This window comes from Isoptericola sp. F-RaC21 (assembly GCF_038593535.1).
Lineage (GTDB): Bacteria > Actinomycetota > Actinomycetes > Actinomycetales > Cellulomonadaceae > Isoptericola.
The window spans coordinates 534,870-552,617 of the sequence record NZ_JBCFYX010000003.1 but is presented as its reverse complement, the minus strand read 5'-3'; the positions used below and the strand labels follow the sequence as shown (position 1 = coordinate 552,617).

Annotated in this window: 19 protein-coding genes and 1 tRNA gene; 5 read left to right on the top strand and 15 right to left on the bottom strand. The window is 75.1% G+C overall.

Annotated elements, in window-relative coordinates; translation table 11 throughout:
* Position 1 precedes the first annotated feature (1 nt).
* Positions 2 to 622 carry a ClpP family protease gene (locus AAG589_RS13060; protein WP_446719746.1) on the top strand — a complete coding sequence of 207 codons (621 nt, stop codon included), beginning with the start codon at positions 2 to 4 and terminating at the stop codon, positions 620 to 622.
* Here AAG589_RS13060 and AAG589_RS13055 read toward each other — a convergent pair.
* Genes AAG589_RS13055 through AAG589_RS13045 form a run of 3 tightly spaced genes read right to left on the bottom strand, consistent with a single transcriptional unit; the run spans position 619 to position 2,556 of the window.
* Positions 619 to 1,179: a YciI family protein gene (locus AAG589_RS13055; protein ID WP_430567676.1), complete on the bottom strand. Its 561-nt coding sequence runs from the start codon at positions 1,177 to 1,179 to the stop codon at positions 619 to 621. The genes AAG589_RS13060 and AAG589_RS13055 overlap by 4 nt on opposite strands.
* A gap of 8 nt (positions 1,180 to 1,187) precedes the next feature.
* On the bottom strand, positions 1,188 to 1,607 hold the full coding sequence (locus AAG589_RS13050) for a helix-turn-helix domain-containing protein (protein WP_430567675.1): 420 nt from the start codon (positions 1,605 to 1,607) through the stop codon (positions 1,188 to 1,190).
* A 10-nt stretch (positions 1,608 to 1,617) separates the two neighbouring features.
* On the bottom strand, positions 1,618 to 2,556 hold the full coding sequence (locus AAG589_RS13045) for an EamA family transporter (protein ID WP_430567674.1): 939 nt from the start codon (positions 2,554 to 2,556) through the stop codon (positions 1,618 to 1,620).
* 71 nt (positions 2,557 to 2,627) lie between these two features.
* Here AAG589_RS13045 and AAG589_RS13040 point away from each other — a divergent pair, with 71 nt between their 5' ends.
* Positions 2,628 to 3,536, top strand: coding sequence for a LysR family transcriptional regulator (locus tag AAG589_RS13040; RefSeq protein WP_430567673.1), 909 nt, complete (start codon positions 2,628 to 2,630; stop codon positions 3,534 to 3,536).
* 2 nt (positions 3,537 to 3,538) lie between these two features.
* Here AAG589_RS13040 and AAG589_RS13035 read toward each other — a convergent pair.
* The 7 genes from AAG589_RS13035 to AAG589_RS13005 all read right to left on the bottom strand — a co-directional run bounded on the left by AAG589_RS13035 (position 3,539) and on the right by AAG589_RS13005 (position 9,737).
* Positions 3,539 to 3,612, bottom strand: a tRNA-Leu gene (locus tag AAG589_RS13035).
* Positions 3,613 to 3,682: 70 nt separating this feature from the next.
* Positions 3,683 to 5,134: an NAD(P)/FAD-dependent oxidoreductase gene (locus AAG589_RS13030; protein WP_430567672.1), complete on the bottom strand. Its 1,452-nt coding sequence runs from the start codon at positions 5,132 to 5,134 to the stop codon at positions 3,683 to 3,685.
* Between the two features lie 77 nt (positions 5,135 to 5,211).
* On the bottom strand, positions 5,212 to 6,186 hold the full coding sequence (locus tag AAG589_RS13025) for a Ppx/GppA phosphatase family protein (RefSeq protein ID WP_430567671.1): 975 nt from the start codon (positions 6,184 to 6,186) through the stop codon (positions 5,212 to 5,214).
* 105 nt (positions 6,187 to 6,291) lie between these two features.
* Entirely contained in the window at positions 6,292 to 6,819 is a 528-nt protein-coding gene (locus AAG589_RS13020) for a DUF501 domain-containing protein (RefSeq protein WP_430567670.1), read from the bottom strand.
* Positions 6,820 to 6,893: 74 nt separating this feature from the next.
* Positions 6,894 to 8,042, bottom strand: coding sequence for a galactonate dehydratase (gene dgoD / locus AAG589_RS13015; RefSeq protein ID WP_430567669.1), 1,149 nt, complete (start codon positions 8,040 to 8,042; stop codon positions 6,894 to 6,896).
* A 10-nt stretch (positions 8,043 to 8,052) separates the two neighbouring features.
* Complete coding sequence (locus tag AAG589_RS13010) at positions 8,053 to 8,673, bottom strand: 2-dehydro-3-deoxy-6-phosphogalactonate aldolase (protein ID WP_430567668.1); 621 nt, start codon at positions 8,671 to 8,673, stop codon at positions 8,053 to 8,055.
* Positions 8,670 to 9,737, bottom strand: a complete 1,068-nt coding sequence (locus AAG589_RS13005; protein WP_430567667.1) for a 2-dehydro-3-deoxygalactonokinase — start codon at positions 9,735 to 9,737, stop codon at positions 8,670 to 8,672. The genes AAG589_RS13010 and AAG589_RS13005 overlap by 4 nt, the downstream gene beginning before the upstream one ends.
* A gap of 69 nt (positions 9,738 to 9,806) precedes the next feature.
* Here AAG589_RS13005 and AAG589_RS13000 point away from each other — a divergent pair, with 69 nt between their 5' ends.
* The gene (locus AAG589_RS13000) at positions 9,807 to 10,679 is read left to right on the top strand and encodes an IclR family transcriptional regulator (RefSeq protein WP_430567666.1); all 873 of its coding nucleotides are present in this window, start codon (positions 9,807 to 9,809) and stop codon (positions 10,677 to 10,679) included.
* A gap of 27 nt (positions 10,680 to 10,706) precedes the next feature.
* Here AAG589_RS13000 and AAG589_RS12995 read toward each other — a convergent pair whose 3' ends face one another.
* Together AAG589_RS12995 and eno are read right to left on the bottom strand one after the other, a co-directional pair.
* Positions 10,707 to 11,489, bottom strand: coding sequence for an FtsB family cell division protein (locus AAG589_RS12995; RefSeq protein WP_430567665.1), 783 nt, complete (start codon positions 11,487 to 11,489; stop codon positions 10,707 to 10,709).
* Positions 11,490 to 11,778: 289 nt separating this feature from the next.
* Positions 11,779 to 13,062, bottom strand: coding sequence for a phosphopyruvate hydratase (gene eno / locus AAG589_RS12990; protein WP_430567664.1), 1,284 nt, complete (start codon positions 13,060 to 13,062; stop codon positions 11,779 to 11,781).
* 177 nt (positions 13,063 to 13,239) lie between these two features.
* Here eno and AAG589_RS12985 point away from each other — a divergent pair, with 177 nt between their 5' ends.
* Complete coding sequence (locus tag AAG589_RS12985) at positions 13,240 to 13,986, top strand: hypothetical protein (protein WP_430567663.1); 747 nt, start codon at positions 13,240 to 13,242, stop codon at positions 13,984 to 13,986.
* 24 nt (positions 13,987 to 14,010) lie between these two features.
* On the opposite strand, the gene AAG589_RS12980 is transcribed toward AAG589_RS12985, so the two are convergent.
* The 3 genes from AAG589_RS12980 to AAG589_RS12970 all read right to left on the bottom strand — a co-directional run bounded on the left by AAG589_RS12980 (position 14,011) and on the right by AAG589_RS12970 (position 17,142).
* Positions 14,011 to 14,682: a DNA alkylation repair protein gene (locus AAG589_RS12980; protein ID WP_430567662.1), complete on the bottom strand. Its 672-nt coding sequence runs from the start codon at positions 14,680 to 14,682 to the stop codon at positions 14,011 to 14,013.
* A 47-nt stretch (positions 14,683 to 14,729) separates the two neighbouring features.
* A complete protein-coding gene (locus tag AAG589_RS12975) occupies positions 14,730 to 15,641 on the bottom strand; it encodes an aminoglycoside phosphotransferase family protein (RefSeq protein ID WP_430567661.1) in 912 nt (303 codons plus the stop codon).
* 79 nt (positions 15,642 to 15,720) lie between these two features.
* Complete coding sequence (locus tag AAG589_RS12970) at positions 15,721 to 17,142, bottom strand: hypothetical protein (RefSeq protein ID WP_430567660.1); 1,422 nt, start codon at positions 17,140 to 17,142, stop codon at positions 15,721 to 15,723.
* A gap of 165 nt (positions 17,143 to 17,307) precedes the next feature.
* Between AAG589_RS12970 and AAG589_RS12965 the strand changes: the two genes are divergently transcribed.
* Positions 17,308 to 17,736 carry a PPOX class F420-dependent oxidoreductase gene (locus AAG589_RS12965; protein ID WP_430567659.1) on the top strand — a complete coding sequence of 143 codons (429 nt, stop codon included), beginning with the start codon at positions 17,308 to 17,310 and terminating at the stop codon, positions 17,734 to 17,736.
* The last annotated feature ends 12 nt before the right edge of the window (positions 17,737 to 17,748 follow it).

The following is a 17,748-nucleotide window of genomic DNA, read 5'->3' as shown; positions in this document are numbered from 1 at the left end:
GATGGACGAGCGGATGAGCTACACGATCCCGAACGTCGTCGAGCGCACCCCGCTGGGCGAGCGCTACTCCGACGTCTTCTCCCGCCTGCTGCGCGACCGCATCATCTTCCTCGGCACCGAGATCGACGACGGCGTGGCGAACGTCGTGATGGCGCAGCTGCTGCACCTGGAGTCGGAGGCGCCGGAGCAGGAGATCGGGCTGTACATCAACTCCCCCGGCGGCTCGGCCACGGCCATGACCGCCATCTACGACACGATGCAGTACGTGCGCAGCGACGTCGCGACCACCTGCATGGGCCAGGCCGCGTCGGCCGCCGCGGTGCTGCTCGCCGCGGGAACGCCGGGCAAGCGCACGGTGCTGGAGCACTCCCGCGTGCTGCTGCACCAGCCGTCCACCCAGGGGCAGGGCACCGTCTCGGACCTCGCCATCCAGGCGCGCGAGGTGCTGCGCCTGCGAGCCGAGACCGAGCAGCTCCTGGCGCGGCACACGGGGCAGACCGTGGAACGGCTGCGGACCGACACCGACCGCGACCTCATCCTGTCGGCGCAGGACGCGGTCGACTACGGGGTGGCGGACGCGGTCGTCTCCTCGCGCAAGCTGTCCGACCGCGCGGCGGCCTAGGAGCCCGCCGGCCGCCCGCCGACGTGCCAGTCGTGGACCTCGACGTCCGCGTAGTCGTCCGCGACCAGCACCCGGCGGGCGTCCGCGGCGCCGGGGGCCTCGACCAGCACGGCGGCGCCGAGGACGGCGGCGCCGTCGTCGGACAGGAGCGGCCCCGCCGCGACGAGGCCGACGCCTGCGCCCGCGGCGACGAGCGGCTCGCCGCTCCCCCGCCACCCGAGCCCGAGGACGAGGTACCGGGGGCCTCCGTCGGGCCCGGCGGGGTAGTCCCACATCGTGCGCCCGAGGGTGTTGCGCCACCGGCGCAGCAGCACGTCGCGGTACGCGCCGGCCTGGTAGTTGGGCTCGTCGAACGCGAACGCGCGGGCTGCCTCGGGCCCGGGCAGGTCGAGGACGTGCACGCTGCCGGTCAGCGTCTCGCCGCCGTCCGTCGTCGTCGGACCGCGCGCGATCATCCCGTCCGCGAATCGGTCCATGTACGCAAGGTGCTCGTCGTTGAGCGCCTCGCGCAGCGGTCGCGAGCCGGCGCGGTCACGGTGGTAGCAGAAGAACTCCATGCCCCGGCTCAGGCCGCGAGGGCGACGACGTCCGACGTCGTCGTCGAGCGCACGTGCCGCGCGGACGACGAGGCGCGGTCGCGCACCGAGGTGAGCACCCGGACGCGCTGCTGCTGCTCGACGCTCGCCGCCAGCGCGTCGTGGGCCTGGGCCACGAGGTCGACGAGGCGGATCCCGAGGGCCGCGCACACGGCGGCCAGCACCTCCGACGACGCCTCCTTGCGGCCGCGCTCCACCTCGGACAGGTAGGCGGTGGACATGCGCGCGGCGCCCGCCACCTCCTGCAGCGTGCGCCGCTGGCGCAGCCGGGCACGGCGCAGGATGGCGCCGACCAGGTGCCGCAGCAGCGGCTCGCGCACGTGCTCCGTCTCGGCCGCACCGCCGATCGCGCCGTGGACCATGGTGTCGACCCGTGTGTCCGCTGTCATGCCGACGACGCTACCCGCGACCGGCGCCCGACGGCTCCGCCAGCGCCTGCGCGGGCGGCCGTTCTGCTGACGGCAGAAGGCGGCGCGCGGCCCGGCTGCTCCCGTAGAGCACGCCGCCGACGACGAAGACGGCGCCCACGCCCTCGAGGGCGGTCACCCGCTCGCCGAGCAGCACCCACGCCGCCGACATCCCGACCACCGGCACGAGCATGGAGAACGGCGCCACCACGCCCGCCGGGTGGCGGGCCATGAGCCACGTCCACACCCCGGAACCCACCACGGTGGCGACCACCACGGTGTAGAGCAGGCCCACGACGGCGGGCACGGCGTCCGGGTCTCCCCACGACGTGAGCGAGCGGCCGATCTCGCCGGGCCCCTCGACCAGCAGCGACAGCGCGAGCATGGGCAGCGGCGGCACCACCGACATCCACAGGGTGAGGCGCAACGGGCTCTGCGGCTTCGCCTGCCGGTTGCAGACGTTGCCGATCGCCCAGCCGAACGCGCCGGCGAGGGTGAGCAGGAACGGCACGACGGTGGCGGTCGCGGCCTGCTGCCACGCCACCAGGGTGAGCCCGCCGACGGCCACGAGGATGCCGAGCACCTGCCGCCCGCTCACCCGCTCGCGCAGGAACGTGGCGCCCAGCAGCACGGTGAACGGCCCGGACATCTGCAGCACCAGCGACGCGAGCCCGGCGGGCATCCCGGCCGCCATCCCCCAGTACAGGAAGAGGAACTGCAGGGCGCCGAAGCCGAGCCCGTAGCCCACCACCCAGCGCACCGGGACGTCCGGCCAGGGCACCAGGAACACGGTGGGCAGCGCGATGAGCGCGAACCGCAGCGCGACGAGGAACATCGGCGGGAAGTGCTGCAGGGACGCGTCGATGGCGATGAAGTTCAGCCCCCACATCAGGGCGACGAGGACGGCGAGCAGGCGGTGGCGGGCGGGCATGCGCCCAGCCTCGCCGGGACAACCGTGAAGGACAAGCGAATCCTGCTTCATCTGATCTGTAGGCTGCCTTCATGGACGTCCGGCACCTCGAGCTCCTGCGCGAGCTCGCCGACCGCGGCAGCGTCACCGCCGTCGCCCGCGCCACCCACCGCACGCCGTCGGCCGTGTCCCAGCAGCTGCGCACCGCCCAGCGCGAGCTGCGCACCCCGCTGGTCGAGCCCTCCGGCCGCGGGCTGCGGCTCACGGACGCCGGACGTCTGCTCGCCGAGGGCGGGGCCTCCGTCGCGGCCGCCCTCGCGCAGGTGCAGGCGCGGTGGGACGCGTTCACCGGCGAGCCGTCGGGCACGGTCACCGTCGCGGCGCTGGCCAGCGCCGCCACGTTCCTGCTCCCCCGCGTCATGGCCGACCTCGCCGACACGGCGATCAGCCTGCGTTGCGCCGACGTCGACATCGCCGAGGCCGAGTACGGCCCGCTCACGGCCGACCACGACGTCGTCGTCGCGCACTCGCTGACCAGCGTGCGCCCCGCCGGCGCCGAGGGCCTCACGGTCGTGCCGCTCGCCCGCGAGCCCCTCGACGTCGCGATGGCCGCCGACCACCCGCTCGCCCGCCTGCCGCGGGTGCGGCCGGCGGACCTGGTCGACGTCGAGTGGATCGGCGTCCCCCTCGGCTACCCCTTCGACTCCGTCCGCCTCGCCGTCGAGCAGGCCACCGGGGCCGAGCTGCGCGTCACGCAGCGGCTGCGCGACAACCGCCTCATCGAGGCGCTCGTCGCCGCCGGCGACGAGGTCGCCGTCCTACCGCGCTTCACCACGCCCACCGGCGACCGGCTCGTGCTGCGCGAGCTGGCCGACGTCGCGTCGGCGCGGCACGTCTCCGCCGTCCTGCGCCCCGACCGCGCCGAGCGGCTCGCCGTGCGCCGCGTCGTCGACGCCTTCCGGCGGGCGGGCGCCGACGTCGCGGCCGAGATGACGCGCTGAGGTGCCCCCGCCCGGGTTCGAACCGGGACTGGGCCGGGTTTAAGCCGGCTGCCTCTGCCAGTTGGGCTACGGGGGCGGAACGACGGAGCGGGCGCCCGGCCGACCACGAAGGTCGGCCCGGCGCCCGCTCACGGTACCGGGGAAGGTCAGCCCTTCTCGGCGCGCGCGGCCGACGACTCGGCCTTCTGCTCCACCTTCTGGCCGGGCTGCTTCGGCGGCACGGACGCCTTGCGGAACTCGTCGCGCGGGTCGTGCAGCGAGCCGAGGGACACGATCTCGCGGCCCATGAGGAACTGGCCGATCCAGCCGATGAGGATGCGCACCTTGCGGTTGCCGGTCGGCATCGCCATGACGTGGTAGCCGCGGTGCGCGAGCCACGCGAGCGGGCCGCGCAGCTTGAGGAAGCCGAACAGCTCCGCGACGCCCTTGTACAGGCCGAGGGACGCGACGACGCCGACGCTCTTGTGGCTGTAGTCCTCGGGCTGCTCGCCCTTGAGGACGGCGACCATGTTGTCGGCCAGCTTGGTGGCCTCGCGGATCGCGTGCTGCGCGTTCGGCGGGCAGAACTGGCCTGGGTTGAGCACGTCCGGCACGGCGGCGCAGTCGCCCGCGGCCCAGGCGTCGGGGACGATCTCGCCGTCCTCCGTCGCGACCTGCAGCGTCGGCTTGACGATGACGCGGCCGAGCTTGTCGAACGGGAGGTCCGACTCCTCCTTGATGACCGGGTTCGCCTTGACGCCCGCGGTCCACACGATGGTCTCGGTGTCGAACTCGACGCCGGTCGAGGTCACCACGTGGCCGTCCACGCAGGACGACAGGAACGTGTTGAGGTGGAACTCGATGCCGCGCTTCTTCATCTCGTCGAGCGCCCACAGGCCCATGGGCTCGGAGACCTCGGGGAGGATGCGGCCGGCGCCCTCGATCATCACGAAGCGCAGGTCCTCGGCGTCGATCGTCGGGTAGTTGCGCGTGGCGTACCGCGCCATGTCCTCGATCTCGGCCAGCGCCTCGATGCCGGCGAAGCCGCCGCCGACGAACGTGAACGTCAGCATGCGCTTGCGCGCCTCGGCGTCCCACGTGGACGAGGCGACGTCCATGCGGTTGAGCACGTGGTTGCGGACCGCGATGGCCTCCTCCACGTTCTTGAAGCCGATCGCGTTCTCGGCGAGGCCCGGGATGGGCAGCGTGCGGGAGACCGACCCGAGGCCGATGACGAGCTGGTCGTAGGAGACCTCGTAGTCCGGCCCCTCCTCGGGGTGGATCGTGATCTTGTGCCCGGCGTGGTCGATGTGGTTGACCTTGCCCTGCAGCACGTCGATGCCCTTGAGCGCCTTGCGGTGCGGGGCGACGACGTCGCGGGCGTCGATCGAGCCCGCGCCGGCCTCGGGCAGGAACGGCGCGTACGTCATGTACGGCCGGGGGTCGACGACGACGATCGCCGCGTCCTGCTTGCCGAGCTTGCGGCGCAGGCGGCGCGCCGCGTAGAGGCCGACGGAACCACCGCCGAGGACGACGATGCGAGGCACCTTGCGGGGCCGCGGGGCCGCTGCGGGCGCGTCCTGGACAGAGGTGTCCGACGACAGAACGTTCTGAGGCATGGTGCCCATTCTACGACCGCCCGGGACCCCCGCAGTCGGGGCGTCCACGGTGCGACCCTCCCGCGCCGGCGCGGGGGTCACGCCAGGGAGAGCGCGATGCCGTCGAGGATGTCGCTCTCGCTGGTCACGACGTCGGCGAGCGTGCCGCCCGCCGCGGCGACGTCGTCCCGCACGCGGCGCACGACCTCCGCCCAGACGAGGGCGCCCGCGCCGATGACGTCCGCGCGGCCGGGGTGCATGAACCCCAGGGCGAGCCGCTGCTCGCGGCTGCGGTGCAGCAGGTCGTCGCACGCGGCGAGGACCCGGTCCATGTCGAGGACCGCGCCGTGCACGGCGTCGCGCCGGTACTCGGTCAGCCCGAGGGCGTGGGCGGTCACCGACGTCACCGAGCCGGCGAGCCCGACGAGCGTCGCGGCCCGCCCGAACGGGACGGTCCGGGAGGCCTCGTCGAGCGCGGCGCGCACGTCCGCGCGCGCGGCCTCCACCTCGGCCGGCGCCGGCGGGTCGGAGTGCAGGTGCCGCTCGGTCAGGCGCACCGAGCCGACGTCGAGGGACAGGGCCGCCTCCGGCGTGGTGGTGCCGAGCACCAGCTCGGTCGAGCCGCCGCCGAGGTCCACCACGAGGTACGGCGCCGTGTGCTGGGCGGCGACGCCCGCCGTCGCGCCGCGGAACGACAGCTCCGCCTCCTCGCGGCCGGAGACCACCTCGGGGTCGACGCCCACGGCCGCGCGGACGCCGTCGGCGAACTCCTGCCGGTTGCGGGCGTCGCGCGTGGCCGACGTCGCGACGAACCGCACGCGCGTGGCCCCCGCCTCCGCGATCACCTTCGCGTAGTCGCGCGACGCCTCGAGCGTGCGCGCCAGGGCCTCCGGGGCGAGCTCGCCCGTGCGGTCCACGCCCTGCCCGAGCCGCACGATGCGCAGCTGGCGGTCGACCTCGGTGAGCGTGCCGTCGGGGCCGACGTCGGCGACCAGGAGGCGGATGGAGTTGGTGCCGCAGTCGATCGCCGCGACGCGGGTACCGGCGGTGGAGGGGGTGGGGCGTTCGGTCACGGGCGACACCTTCTCATTCACCTCCGACGTTCCGCTGGTCGAGCTTGTCGAGACCCGTGCGAGATCTCGGCGGGCTTGGTTTCGACAGGCTCAACCAGCGGTGGGTCAGCAGGAGCAGCGGTCGGGCCGCCACTGGTCGCGCACCAGCGCGAGTGCCTCGTCGCCGAGCGGGTTGACCCCGGGCCCGGCGGCCAGGGCGTGCCCCATGAGCACGTGGAGGCACTTGACGCGCGTGGGCATCCCGCCGGCGGAGATGCCGTCGATCTCCTCGACCTGCCCGAGCTCCGCGCGCCGGGCGAGGTAGTGCTCGTGCGCCCGGCGGTAGGCGGCCGCGAGCTCCTCGTCCTCGCCGAGCCGCGCCGTCATCTCCTTCATCACGCCGTCCGCCTCCAGCCGCGACGCCGCGGCGACGGCGCCCGGGTGCGTGAGGTAGTAGGTCGTGGGGAACGGCGTGCCGTCCGGCAGCCGCGGCGCCGTGCGCACCACGAGCGGGCGGCCGCACACGCAGCGCGCGGCGATGCCGACGACGCCGCGCGGCTCGCGACCGAGCTGCTCGGCGAGCACCTCGAGGTCGCGGTCGGTGACGGCGGCGGGGTCGGCGCCGTCGACGGGGGCGGAGGTCTGGTCGGTCACGGAGTGGTCCTCGGGAGGTCGCGGGCGGGGCAGCCCTCATTCTCCCCCGGACCGGCGGGTGCCGCGGCGCTCCCTCACCACTCGGCGAAGGAACCGTCCGCGTGCCGCCAGACGGGGTTGCGCCACCGGTGCCCGACGGCGGCCCGCTCGCGGACGTAGTCCTCGTCCACCTCGATCCCGAGCCCGGGTCCGCGCGGGATGTCGACCATCCCGGCACAGTAGGCGAACACGCCAGGGTCGACGACGTAGTCGAGCAGGTCGTTCGCGGTGTTGTAGTGGATGCCGAGGCTCTGCTCCTGGATCACCGCGTTGTACGCGACGGCGTCGAGCTGCAGGCAGGCGGCCAGCGCGATCGGCCCCAGCGGGCAGTGCGGCGCGACCGCGACGTCGTACGCCTCCGCCATCGCGGCGACCTTGCGCACCTCGGTGATGCCGCCCGCGTGCGAGAGGTCGGGCTGGATCACGTCGACGACGCCGGACTCGAGGACGTGCCGGAAGTCCCAGCGCGAGTACAGCCGCTCCCCCAGCGCGATCGGCGTGCTCGAGGCGCGCAGGACGTCGGCGATGCCGTCGACGTGCTCGGACAGCACCGGCTCCTCGACGAACATCAGGTGGTACGGCTCGAGCGCGTCGAGCAGCACCCGCGCCATGGGGCGGTGCACGCGGCCGTGGAAGTCGACGCCGATGCCGACGTCGGGCCCGACCGCGTCGCGGACGGCGGCGACGTTCGCGACGACCTTCTCCACCTTGTCGCGCGTGTCCAGGTACTGCAGCTCCTCCGGGCCGTTCATCTTCACGGCGGTGAAGCCGCGGGCGACGGCCTCCCGCGCGGCGGCCGCGGTCTCCGCCGGGCGGTCGCCGCCGATCCACGAGTACACCTTGATGCGGTCGCGGACGCGCCCGCCGAGCAGGTCGTGCACGGGCGCGCCGAGCGCCTTGCCCTTGATGTCCCAGAGCGCCTGGTCGATGCCGGCGAGCGCGCTCATGTGGACCCCGCCGCCCCGGTAGAACCCCGACCGGTACAGCACGGTCCAGTGGTCCTCGATCTGCCGGGGGTCCTTGCCCACCAGGTAGTCGGCCAGCTCCTCGACGGCGGCCGCCACGGTGGCGGCGCGCCCTTCCAGGACGGGCTCGCCCCAGCCGACGATGCCCGCGTCGGTCTCGATCTTGAGGAACAGCCAGCGGGGCGGGACGACGAACGTCGTCAGCGACGTGATCTTCACGAGGGTCCTCTCAGGGTCGTGTCTCAGGGGCTGCCCAGGCCCGCGCGAGGGCGGCGGCGCGCGCCCGGACGTCGGCGGCGGCGTCCCCGGGGCGGTAGAGCGACGTGCCGAGCCCCGCGCCGTCCGCGCCCGCGCGCGCCCACTCGCCGAGGGTGGACGCGTCGACGCCGCCCACGGGGACGAGGCGCGTGCCGGCGGGCAGCACGCTCGCCCACGCCCGCATCCCGGCGACCCCGATGGTCGAGGCGGGGAAGAGCTTCACCGCCGTCGCCCCGGCGTCCAGGGCGGCGAACGCCTCCGTGGGCGTCGCGGCCCCCGGGTAGCTCTCGAGCCCGAGCCGCACCGTCTCCGCGACGACGTCGGGCCGCGTGTTCGGGGAGACGACGAGCGAGGCGCCGGCGTCGGCGGCCCGGCGCACGTCGTCGGGGGTCAGCACGGTGCCCGCGCCCACCCGCGCGTCCGGGCCGAGGGCCGCGCGGATCCGGCGCACCGACTCCAGGGGGTCCGGCGAGTTGAGCGGGACCTCGACGGCGTCGAGGCCGCCGTCGAGCGCGGCGGTCGCGACGGCGACGCCGTCCGCGGGCGTGACGCCGCGCAGGATGGCGACGAGCCCCGTGGCGTGCTGGTTCATGGGCGGTCCTCCGGTGGCTGGCGGGTCGTCTGGCGGGGTGCCGGTCGGGATCTCGACGGGGCGGCCACGAGCCCGGCGTCGGCCGCGACGCGCCACAGGCCGCGGGCGGCGACGTCCTCGGCGACGGTGCGGACCGTCGCCCCGCGGCGCTCGAGCGCGAGGCGGTAGCGGGGGGTCGTCGTGCCCGAGCCGCAGACCGCGACCGGGCCCGCCGGGACGGAGCGCAGCGCGTGCCGCACGTCGGAGCCCACGAGCAGCCCGGAGGCGTAGTCGGCGACCTCCTCGGGGGCCAGCCGCCCGGCCAGCACGAGCGTGCGCGCGGTGAACAGCAGCGCCAGGACGCCCCGCTCCTCGCCGTGCTCGGCGTCGACGTCGAGGCCGCGGACGAACGCGGTCGACGGCTCCGCCGCCGGGACGCCGTCCGCGAGCCGCGCCAGGATGCTGTCGCGCAGCAGCAGGTCGTAGACCTCGCCCGTCATGGCGGTGGAGAACCCCGTGACCCGCGCGCCGTCGAGCCGCACCCACTTCGTGTGCGTGCCCGGCAGCACGACGGCGGCGGGCGGGCCGGCGGCATCGTCCGAGGCGTCGTCGGGGGTGCCGTCGAGGGAGCCCTCGAGCGCACCGCGCAGCTGCACCTCCTCGCCGCGCATGACGTCCGGCAGGTCGCCCGGCGCGCGCAGCCCGGGGACGAGCCGCACGTCCCGCCCGGCCACGCCGCCGGGCACCGTCGTGAGGTGCCGGGCGAGGTCCTCCAGCCCGACGGGGACGTCGAGGTAGCCGGCCTCGGCCCAGCCGAGCTGGGAGCCGGCCATCCCCGCGCACAGCACCGTCGCCGCCGGGTGGGCGGCCAGCCAGGCGCCGCACACCCGCGCGACGGTGCGCTCGAAGGCGGCCGCCCGCTCGCCCGCCGTCCCCGTCCCGGCCGACGTGCGCAGCGTGCCGTCGTCCGTGCGCACGCGGTCCAGCTCGCGGCCGTCGGCGTCGAGGAGCCAGCCGCGGAAGGTCGTGGTGCCCCAGTCGAGGGCGACCAGCGCCGCCTCGCGGCCGGGTGCGTCGTCGGGCATGGACGGGAACCTAGGCAGGCGGTCCCGATAGCGAGAACAGCGTCCCGATTATCGGGATACCGTTCGAGCGTGAGCATCACCCCTGCGGGGCCGCCCGAGACACCTCCCGAGGCACCTCAGAGCATGGACGGCACCGCGGCCCGCGCCACCACGAACCCCCGGCCGGAACCGCCGCCCGGCACGCAGACGCTGGCGCGCGGGATCGCCGTCGTCGACGCCGTCGCCCGCGGGCACGCGCGCCTGCGGGACATCGCCGCCGAGACGGGCGTCGGCCGCAGCACCACCCACCGCCTGCTGCAGCTGCTGCTCGCGACGGGGTACGTCCGCCGGCTCGACGACGGCCGGTACGCGCTCGGCCCGGCGCTCATCGAGCTCGGCTACCAGGCGCTGCAGGAGAACCCCGTGGCCGACGTCGCGGCCCGGCCGCTCCGGGCGCTCGCCGCCCGCGTCGCGGACACCGTGCACCTCGCCATCGAGGACCGCGGCCAGGTGCTGTACCTCGACAAGATCCCCGGCACGCGCGGCGCCGAGATGCGCTCACGGGTCGGGCACCGGATGCCGCTCACGCGCACGGGGGTGGGCAAGGCCCTGCTGCTCGACCACCCGGAGCGGTGGCGCGAGCAGTTCGTCGCCGAACGCCGCGTCGGCGGGGACGCCCCCGACGGCCCCGCGGCCGACGTGCTCACGCCGGACGAGTTCGTCGCCGTCATGGAGGCGTCGGCCCGTCGCGGGGTCGCGTTCGACCTCGAGGAGAACGAGCCCGGCATCCTCTGCGTCGCCGCCCCCGTGCGCGACGCGTCCGGCGCGATCGCCGCCGCCGTGAGCGTGTCGGCGACCCGCCCGTACATGCCGCCCGCGCGGGTGGAGGCGCTCGTGCCCGTCGTGCTCGACGCCGCCGCGGACATCGCCGCGGGGCTCGGCCACCGCCCGGGCGGGCGCTGAGGGCGCGCCAGGATCAGACGGCCAGGGTCAGTCGTCCGGCGTCGGGCTGGGCGACCCGCCGGGCTCCGTGACGTCGTCGGACGCACCGTCGGCATCGTCGTCGTCCGCTGCGGCGGGGCCGTCCGCGACCTGCACCGACTCCCAGACCGACTGGTACCAGGGCACGCTCGGGCCCGTGGACGTGCCGACCGGGCCGGCGCCGACCGCCTCGCCGGTCACGGGGTCGACGTCGTCGTCCCCCGCCGCACCCGGGTCGACCACCCGCCACACCTTGTCTTCCGGCATGACGAAGCTGAGGCGCGACCGCGCCTGCTCCTCGACGTACGACCGGTCCTCCCAGCGCCCGAGCTCCACCTCCAGGCGGTCGCGCTCCGCCTGGTTCTGCGCCAGCTCGGTCCGCAGCCGGTCCAGCTCGTGCGACTGCTGGACGGCGCCGCGCACCGTGGGCAGCAGCAGCACCACCGCCAGCAGCACCACCACGGACAGCACGATGAGCCGGACGGTGAGCACCTCCGGCAGCACCAGGCCGTAGCGGCTGCGACGCCGCTCCTCGCGCGCCGGCCCCGCCGGGCGCCGCGACCCGCGGCGCGTGCTCGCCGCACCCTTGCCCTTGGTGGTGCCCTTGGTCGTGCCCTTCGCGGTGCCGGAGCCCTTGCCCGTGCTCTTGCTCGGGCCCTTCGCGGGGGCCTTGGGCTTCGTGCCCACCGACCCGTTCGCCGTCGTCGTGGGCCGCGCGGAGCCGCCGCGCGCCCCCGAGGGCCGCGACGCCGGGCGGCGGGCGGCGGGCGAGGTCGGGCGACGAGCAGGCACGCCCCGATTCTGCCGAGCCGCACCGCCCGCGCCGGGGACCGTCGTCGGCGCGCCCGCCAGGACACCCCGCGAGGTAGTTCAGATCTCCGCGAGGTAGTTCAGGAGTCCGCGAGGTAGTTCACATCTCCGCGAGGTAGTTCGAACTACCTCGCGGAGATCTGAACTACCTCGGCAGGCTTCGAACTACCTCGCGGGACGACGACGGCCGGCCGCCCCCGGAGGGAGCGACCGGCCGTCGGTGCGCCGGCGAGCCGTCGAGGGTTTCGACACGCTCATCCAGCGGTGGGACTCAGCCCTGGAAGCGCGGGAACGCGGAACGACCGGCGTAGCGGCCGGCGTCGTCCAGCGCCTCCTCGATGCGCAGGAGCTGGTTGTACTTGTTGATGCGCTCGCCGCGGGCGGTCGCACCGGTCTTGATCTGGCCGGCGTTGGTCGCGACGGACAGGTCGGCGATCGTGGTGTCCTCGGTCTCGCCGGAGCGGTGCGAGGTCATCGTGGTGAAGCCGTTGCGCTGCGCGAGCGTGACGGCGTCGAGCGTCTCGGTGAGCGTGCCGATCTGGTTGAGCTTGACCAGCAGCGAGTTGGCGGACTTGAGCTCGATGCCCTTGGCGAGGCGCTCGGGGTTGGTGACGAACAGGTCGTCGCCGACGACCTGGACCTTGTCGCCGACCTCGGAGACGAACTGCGACCAGGCGCCCCACTCGTCCTCGGACAGCGGGTCCTCGATGGAGACGATCGGGTAGCTCGAGATCAGGCCCTCGTAGAGCTTGATCATGTCCTCGGTCGAGTGCACCTCGCCGTTCTTGAAGTGGTACGCCCCGTCCTTGAAGAACTCGGTCGCGGCGACGTCCATCGCGATCGCGACGTCGGAGCCCGGCGTGAAGCCCGCCTTCTCGATCGCCTCGACGATGAGGTCCAGGGCGGCGGCGTTCGACGGCAGGTCGGGGGCGAAGCCGCCCTCGTCGCCGAGGCCCGTGGAGAAGCCCTTGCCCTTCAGCACGCTCTTGAGGGCGTGGTAGACCTCGGTGCCCGTGCGCAGGGCCTCCTTGAACGTGGGCGCGCCGATCGGCGCGATCATGAACTCCTGGAAGTCCACCGTCGAGTCGGCGTGCGACCCGCCGTTGATGATGTTCATCATCGGCACGGGCAGCACGTGCGCGTTCGGGCCGCCGACGTAGCGGAACAGGTCGAGGCCGGCCGACTTCGCGGCGGCCTTCGCGACGGCGAGCGAGACGCCCAGGATCGCGTTGGCGCCCAGCTTGCCCTTGTTCGGGGTGCCGTCCAGCTCGATGAGGGTCTGGTCGATGATGCGCTGCTCCTCGGCGTCGTAGCCGATGAGCTCGGGGGCGATGTCGTCGATGACGGCGTTGACCGCGCCCTCGACGCCCTTGCCCAGGTAGCGCCCCTTGTCGCCGTCACGACGCTCGACGGCCTCGAACGCGCCGGTCGAGGCGCCCGACGGGACCGCCGCGCGGGCGAACGTGCCGTCGTCCAGCGCGATCTCCACCTCGACGGTGGGGTTGCCGCGCGAGTCGAGGATCTCGCGTGCTCCAACGGCTTCGATGCTTGCCACGGGTGCTCCTTCAGACGGGGAACCGCGGGCGACCGCACGGCAAGGCCCAGGCGAAGGTGCCCGGGGCCGCTGACGCCCGCGACGGTGCTGGGTTGACGCCCCCAGCCTAGACCGGCGCCTCCGGCTGGGCGCCCGCGACCACCCAGCGGTCACGCCCGCGCCGATAGCGTGGACCCCGTGGACAGCGTCTGGGACTTCCTCGGCTCGTACTGGTGGCTGATCTTCTTCGTCGGCCCCGCGATCGGGGGCGCGGCCCGGAGCATCTCGAGCTGGGACCGCCAGCGGCGCCAGGACAAGCTCGAGATGTACCGCATCAAGCACGGCGCCGAGCAGCCCGCCACCTCGTCCGCGACGTCGGCCGCGAAGGCCGACGACGAGGCCCTGACCAGCGAGATCGAGCGCACCGTGGCCGCGCACGACGAGACCCAGCGGCGCTGGCTCGCCTACGAGCTGGACGCGGTGAAGTCGCTCGAGTACCCGCTGATGTCGGACATGCGCGAGCAGGTGACGGTCGACTTCCACCGCGCCCGCCGGGCGGCCGAGGAGCTGCGCCCCGACGACCTCGACGAGCTGCGCGACCGCCGCCGTCTCGACCGCTACCGCGACGCGGTGCGCGAGATGCAGGTGCGGTTCGACGTCGCCGAGCGGGAGGCAAAGCGCCGTCGCGCGTCGGACTTCTCCCCCACCGAGCGGCAGGCCCTCGACCGGGCGAAGAAGCTGCTGGCGATGGCCGACGACGAGGGTTCGTCGCACGCGGAGCGGCAGTCCGCGTACCGCCGGGCCCTCAAGGAGCTCGAGGGGATCGTCGCGCTGCCGGACGGCGCCGCCGACGCGCTGGAGCAGCGCATCGCCGGCCTGCTGGGGCCGGTGGGCCGGGACGGTGCCCCGGACGACGACGGCACCGGGCGGCGGCCTGGCGCCTGACCACGACGACGGCCGCCGAGCGGGTCAGGGCTCGACCGGCAGCTTCTGCCGCGCCTCCCGCCGGAGCGGCGCTGCGAGCGTGTCGCCCATCCGGTCCAGGAACCCGCGCACGGCCGCGGGGTCGGCGCCTCCCGCATGCTTGAGGGCGATGCCGACGGGCTTGCGGACCACCGGATTGGGGTCGGCGTGCAGCAGCTCGACGAGGCGCAGCAGGTCGGCGATCCCCGCCGCGTGCGGCGGGCGGGTGTACGCCAGCGGCGCGGTGAGGGCCGTGCGCCGGCGCAGCGGGTCGTCCGACCTGGCCAGCTCGAACAGCGGCTCGCGCGAACGATCGCGCAGGTACCGCCCCACGACGCGCGGCGCCGCCCGGTCCACCATGTCCCACGTGTCGATGCGGTCGTGCCGGTCGAGGTACGTGCGGTACCGCGCCTCCCGCTCGGCCTCCGTGACCCGGGGCCCGCGGACCCCGAAGTCCAGCACGCAGAACGCGGCGAGCCGCGGCTCGTAGGCGGGCTCGTCGAGCAGGCGGTGCACCTCGTCCAGCGGCATCGCGGCGTACCGCTTCGCGACGTCGAACAGCGTGCCCATCCGCACCCCGAGCACCTCGCCCGACCCGGCGTAGTGCCGGTTCGGGTGGGCCGCCGGGTCCGCGACCGCGCGCAGGTCCGCCACCAGGGCGTCTGCGGTGAGCTCCACGGGACCACGGTAGGGACCTGGGCCGGCACCCGCCCGGCGCACGCCGCTCAGGGGGCCGTGGCCACCAGACGCTCGAGCGTCGCGCGGGCGGGCGGGCCCCACGAGGACTTCCCGCCCGGTCGGCCGTGGTCGCCGGCGTCGCCGACGAGCAGCCCGCCGATTGCGGTGGCCGCCGCCCAGCCCCGGGCGCGGCGGCGGGTGGCGTCGTCCGCACCCGGCCGGTAGCCGGCGTAGAAGCGGTCGACGGCGCCGTCGGGCAGCAGCCGCCACGCGCCGGCGAGGTCGTAGGCCGGGTCGCCCGCGCACAGGTCGCCGAAGTCGATGACGCCGCTCAGGGCGCCGTCGGCGGTGACGACGTTGGCCGGGTGCAGGTCGGCGTGCAGCCACAGGGGCGGGCCGTCCCAGGCCGGGGCGGCGACGGCGTCGTGCCAGACGGCGCGCACGGCGTCGGGGTCCGGGACGAGCCCGCGCTCGACCACCTCGGCGAGGCCGTGCTCGAAGCCCTCCGTGTGGTCGGCGAGCGGGCCGCCGCGGCCGCGGCCGGCGGGCGCGGCGTCCGGGGCCGCGCGGTGCAGGGCGGACAGGAACGCCGCGAGGACGTCGGCCGACCCCGGCCGCGTGACGGGCGCGCGGTCGGCGGGCTCGCCGGGCACCCAGGTGGTGACGATCCACGGCCGCCCGAACAGCGCGCCGGGCTCACCCAGCCGCTGCGGCACGGGCACCGGCAGCGGCAGGCGCGGTGCGAGCCCGGGGAGCCAGGCGTGCTCCTTGCGCAGCAGCGCGTCGGCGGACTCGGTGGCCCACGGCAGCCGCACGGCGAGGTCGTCGCCGAGCCGCCAGAGCTGGTTGTCCCAGCCGCGCGCGCCGAGGCGCAGCGGCAGGTGCGCGAGGTCCGGGTGCTGCTCGCGCAGCAGGTCTCGGACGAGGTCGGCGGTGATCTCGACGTCGGTGGTGGTCACGACGCGCCACCGTAGCCTTCGACCAAGCGATCTCTCGCGCCATCGACCCGGATGGCGCGAGAGATCGCGTGCTCGAAGGTCAGGGGATGGGGGCGGTGCCCTCGGGGAGGTCGGGTGGACCGGGCGCCGCGGCGACGTCGTCGGGCCGGGGCGGACGGGCCGCGATCTCCAGCAGCACGATGAGGACGCCGGCCACGAGCGCGGTACCGATGACGAGCCCCGCCGTCGGGCTGCCCGCCAGCAGCAGCACCAGGGCGGCGACGGCGATGATCGCCACGCGGACGACCGTGCGGTAGCGGCCCAGCCACTCGCCGACCGGGCCGGTGGAGACGCCGCGCCGGTCGCCGTACTCGCGCAGCCAGGTGAACCCGCGTCCCGCGCCCGCGCGCAGGGAGCGTGCGGACGCGCTGCCGCCGCCCAGGTACGCGACGAGCGCGACGACCAGCCCGAGCACGCCGACCGTGCGCAGCGTGACGCGCAGGAACGACACGGTCTGGTCGAACAGCACCTCGGCCGCGTCGAGCCGCAGCACCACGTCCCGCAGCGCGTCGAGGTAGACGCCGCGCCCGATCGCCAGCCCGACGGCGAGCAGCACCATCCCCGCCGCGAGCGCCAGGCCCGCGACCACGAGCGCCCGCGACCGGTGCCGCGCCACCAGCACCCCGGCGGCGAGCAGGCCGAGCGAGATCCACGGCAGCCACGTCCCCAGCGCCACGACCTGCGCGTACCGGTTCTGCACCTGCACCAGCTGCGACGTCTGCATCAGGGTGAACGTGGCGTTCACCTCCGGGATCCGCGCCGCGACCCCGAGGCCCCGGTCGACGAGCCGCTGCTTGACCAGGTCGATGATGCCGGAGAGCTGGATGGTGAGCTGGCCGTCCTTGCCGATCTGCAGCAGCTCGCCGCCCTCGCCCCGCATCGTCGCGACGAGCTGCTCGTGCGCCACCCGGTTGGCCTGCACCCAGGCGTCGTGGAACGCGTCGCTGCCGACCACGTCGTCCGCGGTCCGGCGCACGAAGGACTCGACCCCACTGGACAGGGGGCCGGACAGCTGGGTGAGGGCGTCGGTGGCGCGCGGCCCGACACCCCGCTGCTCCAGCCCGTCGACCACGGTGCCGAGGATCGCGTCCACGTCGATCTGCTCCATCACGACGTCGGTGAGCCGGCCGGCGACGGCCCCCTGGACCGCGGGGTCGGCGGCAAGCGGCCCGACCGTGGCGACGTACCGGTCCGTGTCGGTGAGCGTCCGCTCCGCCCAGGCCGAGACCGCCGCGAGCGGAGCCAGCAGCGCCCCCAGCACGATGAGCACGACGGCGGCCGCGGCCCGCCCGCGGTGTCGCTCCCGGGGCGCGGCAGACGCCGGGGCCACGGCCCGCTGTCCCTCGCCCGCCGCGAGCCGTGCGCGCAGCTCGGCGTTCTCGCGCTCCAGCGCGGCCAGGCGTGCCGTCGCATCGTCCGGCAGGCCCGCGCCGTCCGACCCGCCGCCGTTCGTGCCGCTCATCGCACCCTCCGTCGTCGCGCGCCGCGAGCCACGCCGACGGACGGCGCGGCCGGTCCCGTCGGGGGCCGTCCCCGGCCATGCTAGGGACGCCCGACCGTCCCCACCTGCCGAGACGGGGATTTCCCCCGGCCGCTCAGTCCGGGCGGGAGGCGGAGTCCTCCCTGCATGACCTCTGCACCGGCCCCCGCACCGAGCCCCGGGCCCGACCACCTGCCCGAGCTGGCCCGCACCCTCGTCGCGGAGCCCCACGTGGCCCACCTGGCAACGCTGCTGCCCGACGGCTCACCGCACAGCGTGCCGGTGTGGGTGGCGTGGGAGGGCGACCTGCTCGCCTTCCTCACGGGCCCGCGCTCGCAGAAGGCGCGCAACGTCGACCGCGACCCCCGCGTCGCGATCTCCGTGACGCACACGGAGCGGCCGTGGGAGATGGCGCTGCTGCGCGGGCGCGTGGACCGCGTGCTCCTGGGCGACGCCGGCTGGGCCGTCGTCGACCGGATCGCCCACGTCTACACGGGCGCCGACTACCCGCGCGGCGAGGACCGCATCGCGTTCCTCGTCGACGTCGAGCACGCGACGGCGCAGTCCTTCGGCTGACGGTCGGCTGAC